Source organism: Mesorhizobium sp. M0830, assembly GCF_040319965.1.
In the GTDB taxonomy this organism is placed as follows: Bacteria; Pseudomonadota; Alphaproteobacteria; order Rhizobiales; family Rhizobiaceae; genus Mesorhizobium.
Window position 1 is genome coordinate 1 of record NZ_JAMYOR010000057.1, and the last position, 16,979, is coordinate 16,979.

The 16,979-nt window shown below is 61.6% G+C and carries 19 protein-coding genes; 4 read left to right on the forward strand and 15 right to left on the reverse strand.

The annotated features are described in order from the left end of the window. The first annotated feature begins 302 nt into the window (after window positions 1–302). Together NKI20_RS26280 and NKI20_RS26285 are read left to right on the forward strand one after the other, a co-directional pair. Complete coding sequence (locus NKI20_RS26280; protein ID WP_031259823.1) at window positions 303–599, forward strand: hypothetical protein; 297 nt, start codon at window positions 303–305, stop codon at window positions 597–599. Window positions 600–690: 91 nt separating this feature from the next. Then, window positions 691–1,128 carry a c-type cytochrome gene (locus NKI20_RS26285; protein WP_352835831.1) on the forward strand — a complete coding sequence of 146 codons (438 nt, stop codon included), beginning with the start codon at window positions 691–693 and terminating at the stop codon, window positions 1,126–1,128. A 49-nt stretch (window positions 1,129–1,177) separates the two neighbouring features. Here NKI20_RS26285 and NKI20_RS26290 read toward each other — a convergent pair whose 3' ends face one another. The 5 genes from NKI20_RS26290 to coxB form a co-directional block, all read right to left on the reverse strand. Then, window positions 1,178–2,386 (reverse strand): c-type cytochrome, encoded by a 1,209-nt coding sequence (locus NKI20_RS26290; RefSeq protein WP_352835834.1) that lies wholly within the window; start codon window positions 2,384–2,386, stop codon window positions 1,178–1,180. Window positions 2,387–2,625: 239 nt separating this feature from the next. Further along, window positions 2,626–2,967 (reverse strand): hypothetical protein, encoded by a 342-nt coding sequence (locus NKI20_RS26295; protein ID WP_352835836.1) that lies wholly within the window; start codon window positions 2,965–2,967, stop codon window positions 2,626–2,628. 2 nt (window positions 2,968–2,969) lie between these two features. Beyond that, the gene (locus NKI20_RS26300; RefSeq protein ID WP_352733477.1) at window positions 2,970–3,572 is read right to left on the reverse strand and encodes a cytochrome c oxidase subunit 3; all 603 of its coding nucleotides are present in this window, start codon (window positions 3,570–3,572) and stop codon (window positions 2,970–2,972) included. Then, the gene (gene ctaD / locus NKI20_RS26305; protein WP_352835840.1) at window positions 3,569–5,512 is read right to left on the reverse strand and encodes a cytochrome c oxidase subunit I; all 1,944 of its coding nucleotides are present in this window, start codon (window positions 5,510–5,512) and stop codon (window positions 3,569–3,571) included. The genes NKI20_RS26300 and ctaD overlap by 4 nt, the downstream gene beginning before the upstream one ends. After that, the gene (coxB, locus tag NKI20_RS26310; protein ID WP_502898165.1) at window positions 5,509–6,516 is read right to left on the reverse strand and encodes a cytochrome c oxidase subunit II; all 1,008 of its coding nucleotides are present in this window, start codon (window positions 6,514–6,516) and stop codon (window positions 5,509–5,511) included. Before coxB ends, ctaD begins: the two co-directional genes overlap by 4 nt. Before the next feature lie 250 nt (window positions 6,517–6,766). On the opposite strand from coxB, the gene NKI20_RS26315 reads away from it, so the two are divergent. After that, complete coding sequence (locus NKI20_RS26315) at window positions 6,767–7,153, forward strand: hypothetical protein (protein ID WP_352835846.1); 387 nt, start codon at window positions 6,767–6,769, stop codon at window positions 7,151–7,153. A 206-nt stretch (window positions 7,154–7,359) separates the two neighbouring features. After that, the gene (locus NKI20_RS26320) at window positions 7,360–7,914 is read left to right on the forward strand and encodes a sigma-70 family RNA polymerase sigma factor (protein WP_023758291.1); all 555 of its coding nucleotides are present in this window, start codon (window positions 7,360–7,362) and stop codon (window positions 7,912–7,914) included. Between the two features lie 9 nt (window positions 7,915–7,923). Here the strand turns inward: NKI20_RS26320 and NKI20_RS26325 are convergent, their stop codons facing one another. The 10 genes from NKI20_RS26325 to NKI20_RS26370 all read right to left on the reverse strand — a co-directional run bounded on the left by NKI20_RS26325 (window position 7,924) and on the right by NKI20_RS26370 (window position 16,863). Beyond that, window positions 7,924–8,103, reverse strand: a complete 180-nt coding sequence (locus NKI20_RS26325; protein WP_023758292.1) for a hypothetical protein — start codon at window positions 8,101–8,103, stop codon at window positions 7,924–7,926. A gap of 292 nt (window positions 8,104–8,395) precedes the next feature. Next, a complete protein-coding gene (locus tag NKI20_RS26330; protein ID WP_352835851.1) occupies window positions 8,396–9,133 on the reverse strand; it encodes a class I SAM-dependent methyltransferase in 738 nt (245 codons plus the stop codon). Between the two features lie 230 nt (window positions 9,134–9,363). Further along, the gene (locus tag NKI20_RS26335) at window positions 9,364–10,353 is read right to left on the reverse strand and encodes a GNAT family N-acetyltransferase (RefSeq protein ID WP_352835854.1); all 990 of its coding nucleotides are present in this window, start codon (window positions 10,351–10,353) and stop codon (window positions 9,364–9,366) included. A 6-nt stretch (window positions 10,354–10,359) separates the two neighbouring features. Then, window positions 10,360–11,427 carry a glycosyltransferase gene (locus NKI20_RS26340; protein WP_352835858.1) on the reverse strand — a complete coding sequence of 356 codons (1,068 nt, stop codon included), beginning with the start codon at window positions 11,425–11,427 and terminating at the stop codon, window positions 10,360–10,362. Between the two features lie 127 nt (window positions 11,428–11,554). Continuing rightward, window positions 11,555–12,487, reverse strand: coding sequence for a glycosyl hydrolase (locus NKI20_RS26345; RefSeq protein ID WP_023758296.1), 933 nt, complete (start codon window positions 12,485–12,487; stop codon window positions 11,555–11,557). Continuing rightward, on the reverse strand, window positions 12,480–13,241 hold the full coding sequence (locus NKI20_RS26350; protein WP_023758297.1) for a TIGR04290 family methyltransferase: 762 nt from the start codon (window positions 13,239–13,241) through the stop codon (window positions 12,480–12,482). Before NKI20_RS26350 ends, NKI20_RS26345 begins: the two co-directional genes overlap by 8 nt. A gap of 2 nt (window positions 13,242–13,243) precedes the next feature. Then, complete coding sequence (locus NKI20_RS26355; RefSeq protein ID WP_352835863.1) at window positions 13,244–14,050, reverse strand: nucleotidyltransferase family protein; 807 nt, start codon at window positions 14,048–14,050, stop codon at window positions 13,244–13,246. Continuing rightward, window positions 14,050–15,153, reverse strand: coding sequence for a CgeB family protein (locus tag NKI20_RS26360; RefSeq protein ID WP_023758299.1), 1,104 nt, complete (start codon window positions 15,151–15,153; stop codon window positions 14,050–14,052). Before NKI20_RS26360 ends, NKI20_RS26355 begins: the two co-directional genes overlap by 1 nt. 13 nt (window positions 15,154–15,166) lie before the next feature. Continuing rightward, window positions 15,167–15,763 carry a histidine phosphatase family protein gene (locus tag NKI20_RS26365; RefSeq protein ID WP_023758300.1) on the reverse strand — a complete coding sequence of 199 codons (597 nt, stop codon included), beginning with the start codon at window positions 15,761–15,763 and terminating at the stop codon, window positions 15,167–15,169. Then, entirely contained in the window at window positions 15,760–16,863 is a 1,104-nt protein-coding gene (locus NKI20_RS26370; RefSeq protein WP_023758301.1) for an inositol-3-phosphate synthase, read from the reverse strand. Before NKI20_RS26370 ends, NKI20_RS26365 begins: the two co-directional genes overlap by 4 nt. Window positions 16,864–16,979: the final 116 nt, after the last annotated feature.

The following is a 16,979-nucleotide window of genomic DNA, read 5'->3' on the forward strand; positions in this document are numbered from 1 at the left end:
CGCTGCCGGATGACGAGGAAGAGCGTCTCATTTCGCAGAACCCCTCGAAGCTGGACATCGACGAGCCGTAGAATTCCCTCAGTCGCAAAGCTGAACGGCGACGGTCTCGAACACTCCGTAATTCGAAGCGCCCGAACCTGCCGACTGATGGTCAGCCCTTTTGTGCACCACCAACGAATTCAACGGCAGGGCAGTTGAAATCCGGGGTGAAAAAACCTGACCGAACACAATTCTATTCAAGGGAACCTCTCCGAAAAATGCTCGTTGGTTGTGGCAATGCACATGAACCGATGGAGGCTTACATGATTACGAAAATCCTCTCCGCGTCCCTGCTCACCATCGCCTTGGCTACCTCGGCCATGGCGCAATCGAATGGTTCAAGTTCCACCACGACCCAGGCGGGCAGCACGACCGGCACCAACGGCACCATGGGCACCGGCTCCGGTACGCCGACAACATCTGTCGATCCAAACGCGACAAATTCGACGAGGGGCCCAAACGGCATGAATGATCGCTGCAAGGACACGGCGGGCAACGATGTCGACAACAACACCGCCAGCGGCACGGCAACGTCGAACGTTCAGAACTGCAACAAATAAGCGCCTGCCTGAAAGCGCTGCCGGTTTGTTCACTTCCAGTGAATGCACAACCGGCAGCATGTTTGCGGCTGCAAGAGAAGGTGGCGGATCCATGGGTCGACAGCCTGCGTCCATCCGGCAAGCAAGGTCGGGGCTCTTATGGGCGCAGGGCATATTGGCGGCCGTCGGCCTCGGCTTGGCGGTCTGGTTCGTCCAGGCAAACCACCGCGAGAGCCTGCGCGAGACTACGATCATGCAGGCGGTCGGCGGCGATGCCGAGCGCGGCATTCCGGCGATGATCCGCAATGGCTGCGGCGGATGCCACGAAATTCCTGGTGTCCCCGGTGCTCAAGGCACGGTCGGCCCCTCCTTGCGGGGCGTTGCGCAGAGAACGTATGCGGCAGGCACCGTCTTGCGAACCTCTCCAGATGCAATGATGCGCTGGATCAGCAGAGCGCGGGACGTCGATCCGAGGACGGCCATGCCCAACACCAACCTGTCAGAGCAGGAGGCGCGCGACATCACCGCCTATCTCTACGCACGAACGTGAAACGGCCTGGGTGCAGATTCCTCGCTCGCATTCCCGACGGACGGCCGCTTCACATTTGTCTTGCAATTGCTCCATGGCGCCTTGCGAGCAGGAACGCCAAAACGAGCATAAATCCCGCTCCACCAGCCACCAGAGCCTGTGCTGCCAGCAGCATGACCGTCTGTTCTGTTGTCGAGCCCGCCCGCATCTGGCGCACGTCGGCTGCTGTGACGCTTACTTCGGGATTTCCGAACCGCGCGGTCACATAATTGGCAAGGCTCGTCACCTGGCTGTCATCCAGCCAGTCGCCAAAGGCCGCCATCGATTTGCGGCCGGCCACGTCGCCCGCCCTGACGCCGGCTAGGATCGTCATGACGACGTTCTCGGGAGCAGCGGCGCCGAGCACACTGTTGCGGGTGAGCGACGGATAGGAGCCGTCCGCCGATCCCTCTCCATTCCCCCCGTGGCATCCCGCGCAGAGCGACCGATAAAGATCGGCGCCTGCCGAGTTGCCGCTGCCCTGCGCCGTGGTCCTCGATGAGTCATTGGCCGTGGCAACAGGCGGATTGCTCCATGCGAAACGCGGCCGCTTCTCCTCGCCTGATTGGGCAGGCACATCCCTTAGATAGGTGACCATGGCTCGAATATCGTCATCCGAGAGGTGTTGCAGACTGTTCATGACTGTTTCGGCCATCGGACCGCCTGCATAGGCTTTCCCAGGCACGGCGCCAGTCTTGAGAAATCGAAACAGTTCGTCGTCGCTCCAGCTGCCTATGCCCGCGATCTTGTCATTGGTGATGTTGAAAGCCTGCCAGATGCCAGCGGTGCCGCCGGCAAGCTTGCGATCTTCATCCATGCCGAATGTGGTGTTCCTCGGTGTGTGACAGGCGCCGCAGTGGCCAAGGACCTCGACCAGGTAGCTGCCCCTGTTCCAAGCTCCGGTTCGGCTCCGATCCGGTGCGAAGCCGCCGACATGGACATTCGCAAGTTTCCACAGCCCGAGCGCCCAACGCTGGTTGAATGGAAAGGGAAGGATATTGCTCGGTCGGGGCTGGGCGATCGGCACTTGCGTGAGCAGATAGGCGCGGATCGCCAGCACGTCCTCGCGGGTCATTCTGGCAAAGCTGTCAAAGGGCATGGCCGGGTAAAGATCGGCCCCGTCGCGCCTGACGCCTTCCCGAACCGCCCGCACGAACTCGTCGGCGGAATAGCGCCCGATGCCAGTATCGAGGTCCGGTGTGATGTTGGTCGAATAGACATCGCCGAAGGGGGTTGGCACGCGGTAGCCTCCGGCGAACGGGCGGCTCGGGTTGGACGTGTGGCAGCCGACGCAATCGGCGGCACGGGCGAGATACTCGCCTTTCTGGATTTCATCCGCCCGCAGCTGTGTGCACGGAACCAACACTATCGAGGCGACCGTAATGATCTGAAAGACGAGGCCCAACGGTGCAGGGATCGCGATAAGCCGAAGCGAAGCCTTCCGACAACAGATAGCCGACCGCAGGCTCCTGCGCATGGTCACAATTCGCACCCGGTGAAGATCAGTCCGGCCGCCATTTGCGCCAGCATGATGAGCATGAACAGCGTTCCGATGCCAACCGAAGTTCTGGCTAGAAACGCACGCGTGCGTGCCTTCATGGGCGGGCTCGTACCGTGCCTGCGGTCATGGGCGGCGCGCCACGACAACAGGACGCCCGCCGTCGCGACGGCGACACCGATCAGGGAGAACAAGGCGGTGGGACGAAAGCCGGTGTGGCATTGCCAGTACGCAATAGCATAATCGAGCTGCAGCGATACCGCCCACGCGGTTGGTCCGGCCACCAGACCTGCCCAGGAAATACCGGTGCGGATCGCCTGCATCTTTAGATCCTCGGAACCCAATAGATGATGAGATAGAGCACGACCCACGAGACGACCACGAAGTCCCAGTAGAAGGCGTTGTCCGACACGTCGCTGAGACGGCGTCCGGCCTTGCCCTTTTGCGTGAACATGAGAACCGCAAGCACGATTGTGTCCCCGACATCGGTAAGAAGATGTGAGGTGTGAAGACCGAGCAGGAACCAGACAATCGACCCGTAGGCATTCTGGTCCCAGGAGATCCGGAGCGCAGGAAATTCCCAGATGCGAACGATCAGGGGAAGAATTCCGGCAATCGACATGATCACAATGCCGATGCGGACCTTGGTGAGGTCCTGCCGCCGCGCCCAAAGCTCCACCAGATGGTTGGGGACGACGCTCGCAAGCAGCATGATCAATATCGTCGTGCCTGGCAAAAGATCGGGCGCCGGCGCGCCAATCGGCCAATGCTTGGCCAGCACGGCCAGATAGAAATAGGTACCGATCGCCAAGGCAAAACCGGTTGCTTCCAGAGCGATGAAGGCAAGGGTTCCCCACCACATGGGGCTTGCGGCGCCGAAATCATATGTCGGCAGATGGCTGACGTCGGCGACCGGGCGGTGTCTCATTCCTCGTCCTCCGGCTCGCCTTTCGGCCAGAACCAGCAGATAAAGCTGATCGAGACCGGTATTGCACCCCACACCACGGCCCATGGCGTGTAGATCGAACCGAGAAACGCGCCGCCCACCGCGATGGCCGAAAGCAGCGGCCAGATCGAATTGCCGGCCGATGGCTGGCGCAGTTGCGGCACCGCGTCGGCGACCGTGCTGGCAAGCACTTCGCGGGCATCGACGCGCAAGCCCTCGACGACCGGAAGCGTGTCGGGCTCATCCCAGAGCGGCTCCCTATGCGTTACGACCGGCAGGCGCGAAAAATCGTAGGAAGGCGGCGGCGACGTCGTCGCCCATTCCAGCGTGCTCGCCCCCCAGGGATTGTCTCCTGCAATGCTGCCGCCGCGAAGGCTGAGCAGGACGTTCAGGAAAAAAAGCGCAAAGCCGGCGAACACCACCAGCGACGAGACGCTGATGAACAGGTTCATCTCGCCCCAGCCGCTTGCCGGCGGATAAGTGTAGACGCGGCGCGGCATGCCCTGCAGGCCGAGAATGTGCATGGGAAAGAAAGTGAGATTGAAACCGATGAAGACCAGCCAGAAATTCCAGCGGCCGAGCCTCTCGGACAGCATGCGACCGGTGATCTTGGGAAACCAGTAATAGACGGCGCCGAGCAAAGGGAAGACGGCGCCGCCGACCAGCACATAGTGGAGATGCGCGACCACGAAATAGGTATCGTGCACCTGCAGGTCGAGCGGCACCGAGGCGACCATGACCCCGGTCAGGCCGCCGATCACGAAGGTGAAGATAAAGCCGAGTACGAAAAGCATGGGCGTGGCGAAGATCGGCCGGCCGCCCCAGATCGTCGCAATCCAGCAGAAGATCTGGATGCCGCTCGGAATGGCGATCATCATCGAGGAGGCGGTGAAGAAGCTCTCGCCGAGCTGCGGCAGGCCGGTGGCGAACATGTGATGCACCCACAGCCCAAAGGAAAGCAAGCCAATAGCTATCAGTGACAGCACGATCCCAAGATAGCCGAACACCGGTCGGCGGACGAAGGTGGGCAGGATCGCGGAGACGAAGCCGGTTGCCGGAATGAAGATGATGTAGACCTCAGGATGTCCAAAGAACCAGAAGAGGTGTTGCCACAGCAGCACATCGCCTCCGGCTTCGGGGTCGAAAAATTTGGTGCCGACCAGCCGGTCGAGGATCAGCATCGTGCTTGACACCATCACCGCGGGCATGGCGAACAGTATGACGAACGCCATAATCAGGACCGACCAGACATAGAGCGGGATACGATCGAGCGTCATGCCCGGTGCGCGTTGCTTGAAAACCGTCGCGATGATCTCGACGGCAACCGCCAGTGCCGACACTTCCGTGTAGGTCACCATTTGCGCCCAGAAGTCGGGGCGCTTGCCGATTCCATATTCGGGCCCGGCCACCGGCACGTAGGAGAACCAGCCGGCATCCGCCCCCGTGTCGAATGCGAAGGCGATCCAGATCATCAGGCCACCCGAAAGATAGACCCAATAGCTGAAGGCGTTGAGCCGCGGGAACGCGACGTTGCGGGTGCCGATCATCAGCGGCACAAGGTAGATCGCGAACGCCTCCATTATCGGCACGGCGAACAAGAACATCATCGTCGTGCCGTGCATGGTGAAGAGCTGGTTGTACAAATCGGGGCCGATATGACCGGCCTCGGGCGTTGCGAGCTGAAACCGCATGGCGAGCGCCGACAGGCCCGCCAGGACGAGGAACACAAAGGCTGTTACCATATAGCGCCGGCCGATCAGCTTGTGGTCGACCGTCACCAGCCAGCCATACAGACCTTTCGGTGTCTGCCAGGCATGCGCCAGAAAGGCGTGCAGCCGCGCCTCCTCGAGGCCGGTGTCGCGTATACCTTTTAGACCCTTTTCCTGCTTTTGCCCGACTGCCTTTCCCGCGATGCCGCTCATTCGAGGCTTCCAAGATAGGTGGCGACCGCGTTGAGATCGTCGGCGCTGAGCGCAACACGCGGCATTTTGGCGCCGGGTTTCGTCGACTGCGGATCGGCGATCCATGCGGCAAGCGCACCGGGTGTCATCGCCAGCGTATCGGCGGCCAATGCGCGTCGGCTTGCGAGATGAGTAAGGTCAGGCCCAATGGTTCCGTTGGCCGGCGTGCCCCTTACAGTGTGGCAGAGCGCGCAGCCGGTGGAAAGAAAGGCTTGCTGGCCGCGGCGTTCTTCGTCTCCGACGGGCGCGGCTGCGGCGGCATCTTGCCTCGATCGCCACATGTCGAACGCCTCGCGGCTTTCCGCGATGACGGTGATGGCCATATGGGCGTGCTGGTAGCCGCAGAACTCCGCGCATTGGCCTCGGTAGACGCCGGGCTTATCGGCAATGAGGGTGAGTTCGCTCGGCCGGCCCGGGATGAGGTCCCGTTTGCCAGCGAGGCCTGGCACCCAGAAGCTGTGAATGACGTCCGGCGAATCGAGATTGATCTTGACGGGCTCGCCGACAGGGACATGGATTTCATTGGCCGTGACGATCATCCGCGATGGATTATCGCCGGGATAGCGTATCTCCCACCACCATTGATGCCCGGTGATGCGAACGGTGAGCGTCGCTGTCCCGCTCAGCGAGGCAACGGATCGGCCCGCGAAGAAGCTCGTTAACGTCAGCGCAGCCAAGATTAACACGGTCGACGCTGTGGCGCCTACGACAGCGCGGCCGAACCGGCGCTCCCGGTGGTTGTCGATACGCAGCGGCGGCTGGCCTGCTCTCGCCCGACGGCGGTGGAAAAGCGCCATTGCCATTGCCGCCATGACAAGCAGCCATGTTGTCGTCGCAACCGCGCCAAAGGACCAGATGAGATCAAGAATGCTGCGGGCATTGGAACCACGCGCATGGAGCGCGGATTGCCAGTCGCTGCATCCCGTCAAGGCCAATATTGAGGCGGTGCCGGCCGGGTTCGCGATGCCTGCAAGGTGATTGCCGAACGAGCTTCGAGCTGGATGCGAAAGGCTAGCCGATACGGATGGTCGTCTCCGTTTCCTGGGGCGGACGACCGGGCTCGTGCACCTTGCCATGAAGAAATCACCATCAATGCCAGAGGCCATAACGCGATTGGTTGTAAAAGGATGCCTTGGCAACCACCCTTCAGTTCAAGGAATGTGGAATGGCGGGAAGCTGGGCCTGCCGGCTCTAACGCTAGGCGGACGCAACCAAATGGTCGGTCTGTCGTTCCTCCGAGCACGCGGTACGGCATCAGCATCGGCAAACGCCACGCCGCAAACCGTCAGGACCGAACTCATGAAAAACACAGGCAAAACAATCAGCGGAAACCGGACCGTCCCAGGTAAAGACGATCGCCTCAAGCAAGGCCGCGAAAGCAGGGCACGAAAGCCCAAAGAGCAAGCTGATGATCCCGCCAACAACCATCCCGAAGAGGACCCGGCGGAGGGTTCGCGCCACACGGTGGAGCACGAACTGGACCGACAGGATCGATTGGGGCGGGGCGCATCTCAATCCACCGGCGAAGCGAAGCGTGCGCGTGACGAATTGCCGGAGCAGGTCAGGCAGCAGACCGAATTGCCGGGCCGAGGCTCGGCCTGACAAAGTCCGAATTTCGCGACCTTGCCGAGGCGGCAACGCGCGCAGGGTAGCGCGCCGCTCTCACTACAGATGGCGACTCGATGCGGGATTTTTGAGTGATTATCTCGAAGTCAGGAACGATCCAAACCCTCACGCATTTAGCTACGTCTGCGTCACAGAATTCATCTCTGCCGGGAGCTGCACCATTGTCCTCCAGGGGCTTTGCTTTGGCCAACCAAGAAACCGAGCAAGTTTCGATCGTTGACCTGATACCCGCCTTGCGGGCCTTTGCGCGTACCTTCTGCCGCAGTCCGGACGATGCGGATGATCTTGTCCAGGAAACGTTGACCAAGGGTCTTGCCAACCTCGATAGATTCGAAGCGGGAACCCGGATGAAGTCGTGGCTCTTTACCATCATGCGCAACACCTTCTACACGCGCATAAAAGCTGCCGACAGGGAGAGCCCGGGGCTGCTCGACTGCGCCTCCCTGGTTCCCGTTTCGGAGGCTGCGCAGGAGTGGTCGATCCAGCGCAAGGAAGTTTATAGCGCCATCCAGCAACTACCGAGACAACAACGCGAGGTGTTGATGCTGATCGGAGTTCTCGGCGTGAGCTATGAAGAAACGGCCAAAATCTGCGGCTGTGCGGTGGGAACGGTTAAAAGCCGTCTCAACCGCGCACGCGCCGGCGTACTCGAGCGTCTTGGGGAAAATTCGCTGCAGACGCTGCTGGAAAGGCGCGGTCACGTGTCCGAAGGACGTTTGGGCTTCGGCACACGATAGGCGAGGCAGCTAATTCCTCTTTGCCGCCAGGCGACGCTTTTCGACGAGCGCGTTCTGCAATTGAACCGCCAGGTCTTTCAGCCGATTGGGGACCTTCTCCTGCTCTATCGCCGCCAGCAAGGAGGCTATTTCCCGGTCCAGCACCAGACTGACCTGCGGATCAATGTTATCGTCGCTCGAGCGAGACATCGTGTTCCCTACCAGGTTCTATCCTCGTCATGTTGCCAGCACAGAACCGAACTGTTCAATAACGCTGCAGGGCCGTCTACGCCAACAAAACGAACCCTGGTCATTATTTCCACAACTGCGGGCAGCGTCGAGCCGATCAACGCGCCGGGCTTCGTTTATGACCTGCTATTTTGCGCCGAGCGTCCGCCAGTTTGGACGTCGCGGCTCAGCCGGTATCACATCACCCGACACTTGTCGCAGCAGGCGGAAGCACCGATCGGGGCCAGATCCAAATCGGATCGATGCACTGCCGTCAAGTTGACCTCACGCTGCGCTCTTCATCGACGCCCGAACCCGCGCCGGGCCGTAATGTTCCAACCGGTACGAGCATGAAGGCAGTTCCATCCCACAGGCGGAATGGCCTCTCGCCATCGATCACAACCTGCATGCCGTATGCTTCGGCGAGGTGATTGATCTCGGAGCGATCCAGCGCTGGAGAGCCGCGATAGGAGTAGTTCAGAATTGCAGCCATGCCCGGTCGTTTCAGCACGCGCCCAATCTCCTTCAAGTATCGCTCCGCGAGTCCGGCCAGCACCAGATAGGGAAAGCTGTCGACGGCCAGCACGCAATCGAAGCTGGCGTCGCCGAAATCGGCGAGATCGAGGCCCGAGGTCAGCCGGAGTTCCACATTTGGCAGCGCGGCGCACCGCTCAAGCCCGATCGAAATCATGCTCGGCGATATATCGATCCCGACGACCCGCAGCGCGGCGGGGGAAAGCGCGATTTCAAAACGCCCGATGCCGCAGCCAATGTCCAGTATACGAAGTCCGGCGCCGGTGAAGCCTTGTCTTTGCAGCCACCCGGTGATCTCAGCGGTGGCAGCCGAGAGCTTTTCCTCATCGCCGAGGGACGACAACTGGACGCTTGCCGCCGATGAAATCCTCGCTGCCGCATCGAAGCTCGACGCAAGTCGCTGGACCACCGCTGCATCCGTTTCCGCTTCGTCGCGTCGATGGCGAACAGCAGCACCTGTTTCGCGCAACAGCGCCAAGGTATCGGGCCTGTGACGGAGCAGGCTGGCGACCCGTTGTAGCTTGTCCTGGTTTTGAAGATCCGTCGAAGACATGTCCTGTGCGATCTGAGCCAGCTCGCCAGCGTCTATGCCTACTTCGAAAAGAAGCGCGAGCCTGGCGATGATCGTTTCGGCGCCGGCGCCTTCCGACATCCAATGCTCGATCGCTTTTCTTGCGGCCGATGCCCGTGGCGAATGTCCGGCCCCGCTCACGGGATCGAGCCTCGAGTCCAGATCCTGTGCTTTGTCCATTGATCGACGGCGCCCCAACTGTACTTGTAAGCCTCGCGCCCGCGCAAAAAGTCGAACTCGCTAGCGCCTTCTCGAAGTGCCTCGGTTATGGCGTGGCCGATTAGGATCGCGCCGGGACTGACCTCGGCATAGTCTGGGTCGAAACCGCCAAGATAGGCATAGGCGCGCTGACGATGGTGAAAGCCGTAATAGGCACCTATGACCTGGTCGTCGATGGCTATGAGCCAGCATCGGACAAGACCATGCGCGGCGAGCGGGGGCAGTGCGTGGCTATGGAACTCTTTGACATTGGGGCCGTTCAGCACGCCGTCACCATAACCGGCCCAGCGCGCGCCGTGCAGGCGAACCAGATGATCGAGGAACAATCGGGGATCGTTCTGTGCCGGCCAGACCGAGACACGGCCGCGCCCGCAAGCGGCTCTGTACGCGCGACGCAATTGTCGCCGTCGCCGTGAAGGAACGCAGCCTGCAAGCCGGTCGTCACCGGCAATCGCGAGTACGGGACAAGCCGCATGGTTGACGGCCTCGCTGGCTTCCATCGCGGGATGGCTGATGGCGAGGCCGGCAGCGTCGGCCGGCAGGTCCGGTAGAATCCATTGCGACCATTCGATCTTGGCAACCACGTCGGCAATGATGCCGGCAACAGCCATTTCGATGCCGGGCAGGCAGAGAATGTCCAGATAGTCGCTCAGGGAGATTCCGACCGGAAGCAGCCTCGAACCAGAAATTGCCCGTTCCCGATAAAGCGGCGCCAGTCCTGCCAAATCCTCGTCACGCCAGACCGCAATCGTCGCCAGTTCGCCAGGTGCAAATGCTTCCCACCATGCAAGCAGCCAGGCAGGGCACTGAAAAGGCGTCGCCGTCCGGCTGGATGCCCAGAGCCGCCACCAGTGGGGCTCCAGAGCGGCAAGGGCGGTGGGATCATCGATCACCTCGCCGCGCAGCATGTCCGCTCACCCTGTCGCCACTGCAGGGCTGCTGTGGCCGGTGCCGAGCCGAGCAAGGGCATGATAGGTGTCGATATACGACGAGACCATGCGATCGAGCGAAAAGCGGTGCCGTGCCGCGGCGCGGCATGTCTCGGGGTCTAGGTCGGATGACGCGATGATGGCCTTCGCCATGTCGTCGACATTGTCGACGAGAAAGCCGGTGCTGCCGTGTTCGACCACATCCGGCAGCGCTCCGTTTGGAAAGGCAATCACCGGTGTGCCGCAGGCGAGCGCCTCCATCGCCACAAGCGAGCTGGTTTCGGGCGCTAGGCTCGGAATAACGAGGCAGCGAGCCGCGTTGAGGAACCGGCGTTTCGCCGCAAAACCGAGCGGACCTACGAAGCGGCGCTGCCTGTCGAGCCGCGGCCGAACCTCGTCGTCGAAGTAGCGCGTGTGGGTCTCGTAGGGATAGACCTTGCCCGCGACAGCAAGCGGGAGACCAGCCTGCTTGGCCGCGTCGAGAGCCAGATGGATGCCCTTTTCCGGACAGATGCGGCTGAGCACCAGCGCGAAGGCGCGCCTGGATCGCCTTTCGTACAATTGATCGATATCGACGCCATTTGGAATCGGCGCAACGAGCATGGCGCCTGGCGGCGCCGTCTTCTGTTGGGAGGCCGACACGGCATGCAGCCATAGATCATCGCGCGCCGGGCGCAGGGCGTCGGCGGGATACCAATCGAGCGGCAGGTGCAACGATACGAGCGTCGGGCCATCGTCAGGCAGATAGGCGTCGAAATCAATGCCGTGAAGGTGGACGACATCGATCGGCCAACGGGCCCGCGCCGCCGCAATCGCGGTGCGATGAGCCTGTCGTGCCCGGATTTTCGCCGCATCGTCGAGCACGCCTGGCTCGGCAGGCGTTTCAACGAGAATGCCTGCTGCCTTGGAGCCCTGGCAGCCGACCACGATGGACGTGTGACCCGCGCGTACCAGCGCCTGGTCGAGCATCGACAGCACTTGTTCGGCTCCGCCGACCGCGTCCGGCCCGGTCGCGGCGAGGGGGTAGGCGACATTCAGGATCGTGAGTGTCATGTCCGGTCGAACCAAAGCTTCCTGGAAACAGCGATCCGACGCCAGAACGCCGGACCAGAGCCTCCGCCTGACCAGGCCGGAAAATCATGGGACGCCATCGCGGCGGAACATGTGCTCAATGACATGATCATATAGCCGTAGCTCCGAATGCCCTGGCTTGCGAAGCGATCACTCCGGGGGCGTAGCGGCGGATCATCGCCGCGCAGAATTCCGCGAACTCCTCCGGCACGAGGGGCGGGCTCGTATGATGCGGCATCATTCCGCGGTGCTCGGGCGTGAAGCAAAAGGTTACGGTCACGTCGAAATCGGCAAGCGCCTCCATCTGCCTGTCGAACCAGTCCAGGGCGTTCGGCCTGAAACTGTCGGCCCAGGAAAGCCCGGTACGCAGCTGCGTGACCCCCAACCGCTTCATCCAGGCGACCGCGTCATCCAGCCTCGGGTCCTCGAAGTGGAACCATTGCGCCAGTCCCATTTCGGGAGTGTGACGAATGAATTCGTCGAGCGCGGGCTTGGGTGTTCCGTCCTGCCGCAGAAGACCCATGTAGAAGTGGCGATAATAGGAGGAGCCTTCCGCTTCGCGATGGCGCGTCGTTGCTCCCCATTCACGCGGCAGATCATAGAGGCTGTACCATTGTATGCGTGGCGAATTGCCGAGCAGCAGTTCAGCGGTCCGGCGCAAACCCCAGACCTGTATTTCCTCTGCGCCGAAGCTCGAAACGCCGACCTCGCTGACCCACACGGGAAGATCGGTGACGGTCGAAATCTCGCCAAGCCTCTGGGGCCATTCCTGGATCTGCCAGAGGTTCCAGTCGAGAGGAAAACCATGGACGGCGACCGCATCGACATGGTCGAGCACGCCGAACTGCTTCATCAGCTTCATGAAATCGGCATCGATCGGCGAGATGCCGCCGAGGACCCTGGTCACCGCCGGGTTGGCCACGGCGACTGCCTGAGCGGCCAGGATAGTCATGTCGGCGAAGCGGCGCCATTCGGGGTCCAGCTCAGGGTCCCAGTGGGACTTGTTGTTCGGCTCATTCCAGATCATCGCGGCTTCAATCATGAAGGTCTCCTTTCGACGGGTAGACGGCGCCGCCGCCGGCGGGTTCGCTTGTGGCGCGGCAGAAATAGACCTCCTGCTCGGGATGCAGCACGATCTCGAAGCCGGCGCTGCGCAGCATCGCTTCGGTGCAGGCACGATTGGGAATCCACCAGTTGGTTGGATCGTCGGCGTAGCGATGCTCGATGAAATGCAGTTTCGGAAATTCCGGTCGATCGAACATATCGTGCGTCCAGAAGGGGTAATTCTGCTCCAGGAGGGGCAGGTCGGAGCTGCCACGCTGCATCGATTGAAAGACCATCAGATCGCCGGCGACGTGCTCGCGGACCAGATCGAGGGCAAGCAGGGGGTGCCGAAGGTGATAAAGCACGCCCATGAACAACACGATGTCGAAGGTCTCGCGCAGGATGCCGACGTCGTAGACCGAGAGCAGCTGGAATTCGATGTCGCAATCGGCGATCTCTGCGGCAAAGCGCGCCTGCGCCAGATAGGCCTCGTCGAAATCGATGCCGAGCACGCGGCTGGCGCCACGCCGTTTCATCTCGATCGAATAGAAGCCCGCATTGCAGCCTATGTCGAGCACGGCCTTGCCGGAGAGGTCGGCAGGAATGGCGTCGGCGAACTTGCGCCATTTCACCAATGGGTAGTTGCCGAGGAAATGATCAGGCGCGGTTTCGATGCCTGCCAGGTCCATGTTGTGGAACCATGGGCCGAGGGCATCGATGCGACGGCGGATTTCAGCGCTGGACTGGAGCATGGCTAGCCTCCTTCGCCTGGATGAAGCGGCATTTTCGCGTGAGCAGACAGCGAGAGGGGCAGATCCTCAGTTATATTCAACGTGGCCGTACTGTTCTCCAGCAGCCGAAGCGCCGCGCGGTAGCCGTTGAAGGTGCCGACGTCGACATAGGCTGTGCCCGCCTTGACGCCGAAGGCTTCGCCCCCGGCTGCCAGATATGCGTTGACAAGCGTGCCGATATATTCGTCGGAACGGTCTCTTTCGCGCCACAACGCCGCAAGCTGGTGAAACACGTGGCCCGGCATCTTGAATGCGCCCCAGATCCAGTTTGTAGCGGCGTCCTGCTGCTTGACCTGGATTGCCTGCACCCGGCCGTCCTGCTCCAGGATGACGGCATCGAAGAGTTCAGGACGGTCTACCGGGAACAGCAGGAACGAAAGCTTGTCATCCGGCAGGCGGCTGAAGCCTTCTTCTGGAAACCAGATCGTATCGGGCAAGCCGATCAGGACTGTCTCGTCTTGTGCGACGAGGGGCGCGGCGCGGAAGATTGCGTCGCAAAGGCCAACGGGGGAGGGCTGCACTACGAAGACAGCGACTGCATCGCCATACCCGGCCGCGTAGTACTCGAGAATATCCGATTTTTCCGATCCGATGATAAAACAGATCTTGTCGGTACCGGCACGCACCATGCGGCGCACCAGATATTCGCTCACCGCACAGGGGCGCTCGGCCGCGCCGTCGATACGACTGCCGACCGGCAAGAGCTCCTTTGAGAAGCCGAGCGGTTGAATGCGGCTGCCGCGCCCGGCGGCAGGCACGATGCCCAACATCAGACTGCTTCCTTCAACGGCTGCTGCGGCGTTGAGCCGTGCCGCGCATCCGACAGGATGCGATCGAGATCCCTGGCGCGTACCGCGGAGGTATGTTCGTCGAGAACCCGTTCGCGGGCGCGGCGCCGGATTTCGTCGATATCGCTGTCCGGCAAGTGGAGCGCGGCGACCAAATCATCGGTGGTGTCGGCGACGATGATCTCGCTGCCGGGCTTAAAGAAGCTGCTGAGACCTGGCCAGGCGTCGGTGACGATGGCTGCGCCGCAAGCGGCAGCCTCGAACAGCCTGCCCGAGGGACACCAGCCCCTTCTGGCCATTGCCTCGCGTGTTACGTTCAGCGTCAGGCGGGAGGAGCAGAAGAAGGCCGGATGGTCCGCGGGCGGCAGGTGCCTGACGAAGAAGATGTTTTCGCTCCACGGAAACTCCAGTGGATATTGTGCGCCGCCGATGACGAAGCGGCGCTCGGGCAGGCGCAAGGCCGGGCGGACGAGCAGCCTTTCCATACCGGCCTGACGGTCCGCCGCGTAGGTTCCGAGGTAGGACAGATCTCCGGCAAATTCGGCCCTGGCCTCCGCCGGCCGGTGCCGCTCGGGATCGACATGGCCATAGAGCGGCATGACGAGGCGCGCGCCCAGAGTTGTCTTGAGCGCGTCGATTGCGGTTCCGCCGGTATAGCTCAGGACAAGGTCAAAATCTCTAAGGCCCTCGGGTCCGAAATAAGGCGGAAGTTCACCTTGTTCGATGCGGGCAAGCGTAACGGGCGTATCCAGGTCATAGAATACCTTCAAGCCGCGACATGCGCTTTGGGCCAGAAGTGAAGCGTCGACTGCGTCGGGGCAGTAGGAGGTGACGATCACGACGTCTGCCTGCTCGATCGCGTGTTCGGCGATCTGGCGGATGACCTCCCAGTCGGGATAGACAACGATATCGCCGCCGTCGAGATGGTGGAGATCGCGCGTTCGGGCGTAGTAGGGCGTGTCGTGTTCGAAAAATGTGACCGACCATCCCATCCCGCCAAGGGCACGGATCAGCCCGCGCCACAGCGTGGCATGCCCGTTTCCCCATGAGGACGTGACGGTGAGACCAAAAATGACCATCCGCATCTGGCTGTCCTCATCAGGCCGCTTCGTTCAAGCGGATCAGCTTAGAGCCCCAGTCGCCGGAGACGATTGTCGTGATCGAAGCGGGATCGATGTCGAAGCGAAAACAGTCTCCCGGTGACAGGCCAAGCACGCCGCAGACGGCGCCCTTGATCACATCGGCGTGGCTTACCAGTGCGATGGCCTTGTTCTGGTGGCGTTTGCGAAGGCGCTCGATCAGCGAACCAATACGGCGCTGGACGTCCAGCATGGTTTCGCCGCTAGGCGTCATCGCCTCCTGTCGGTGGTCGTTCCATCGTCGCCAGGCGGCGTCGCGGCTCAATTCCTCGAAGGTCCTGCCCGACCAGACGCCGAAGTCGATTTCGTCGAGTTCCTCACAGACAATGCAGGTCCCGGTGCCGCAAAGGACAGCAACCGGATCCGCAGTCTCCTGCGTGCGCTCGCGCGGGCTGCAAAAGACGGCTGCAATAGGCTCGCTTGCCATGCGGCGGGCCAGGCGCAGGGCTTGGGCCTTGCCCGTCGCGCCAAGGCGAATTCCCGCCATGCGTCCGGCAAGATAGTCGCCGACATGGTCATGCGCCGCGTGGCGGATCAGGAAGAACGTGGTCGTCATTCCGCGGCATCGAGCATCGGCTCGTCCCTGCCGGCGATGAAGGAAAGCGTGCGCAGCCGAGCCTCGGCGTCTGTGAACTGCTCGGGTGGCGACTTCATGAAGTAGCTGCAGGGTCCGGTCAGGGCGCCGGCTATGCCCCGGTCGAGTGCCAGCTTGGCGCAGCGCACCGCATCGATCACGACTCCGGCCGAATTTGGCGAGTCCCACACTTCCAGCTTCAGCTCGGCATTGAGCGGCACGCCGCCGAAAGTCGTGCCCTCGACGCGGATATAGGCCCACTTGCGATCGGTAAGCCAAGGCACATGATCGCTTGGACCGACATGGATATTGCCGGCTTCGAGCGGTACATCGATCTGGCTCGTCACGGATTGCGTCTTGGAGATCTTTTTCGATTCCAGTCGTTCTCGTTCCAGCATGTTGAGGAAGTCGGTGTTGCCACCGAAATTGAGCTGATAGGTGCGGTCGATGCGGACGCCGCGTTCGCGGAACAAATTGGCAAGCAAACGGTGGACAATCGTCGCGCCGACCTGGCTTTTGATGTCGTCGCCGACCAGCGGCAGACCGCGCTGTTCGAAGCGGAGGCGCCATTCCGGCCGTGAGGCAATGAAAACAGGAATGCAGTTGACGAAGGCACAGCCGGCTTCAAGCGCGCATTCGGCGTAGAAGCGTGTTCCTTCCTCGGATCCGACCGGCAGGTATGAGATCAGCACGTCGGCGCCGCTTTGCCGAAGCTGTGCGCCGACGTCGGCGACCGGCTCTTGCGCCTCCTCGATCTGATCGCGCAAATATTTGCCGATGCCGTCAAGCGTCGGGCCGCGCTCGACGCGAACGCCTGTTTTTGCCACGTCGGCAAAGCGGAATGTGTTGTTGGGTGCGCTGTAGATGGCTTCCGCGACATCGCGGCCCACCTTGCCCTTGGCGATGTCGAAAGCGCAGACCACCTCGATGTCATCGACGTGATAGCCGCCGAGATCAGCATGCATGAGGCCCGGGATCGGCTCGTTGCCTCTGGCGTCTCGATAGTATGTGAGACCCTGGACTAGGGAAGACGCGCAATTGCCCACCCCGGCTATAGCAATCCGAACCTTTTTTGATTCCACGAAACTGCCGCCATGTGCTGTTGAGGTAAGTTCCATGGCCGAACTGTCTGCGCGCCCGAATGTTCCTTGCGATACGGAATAATTACAAAGCTTACGCCAGCCGCCCCAAAATCGGT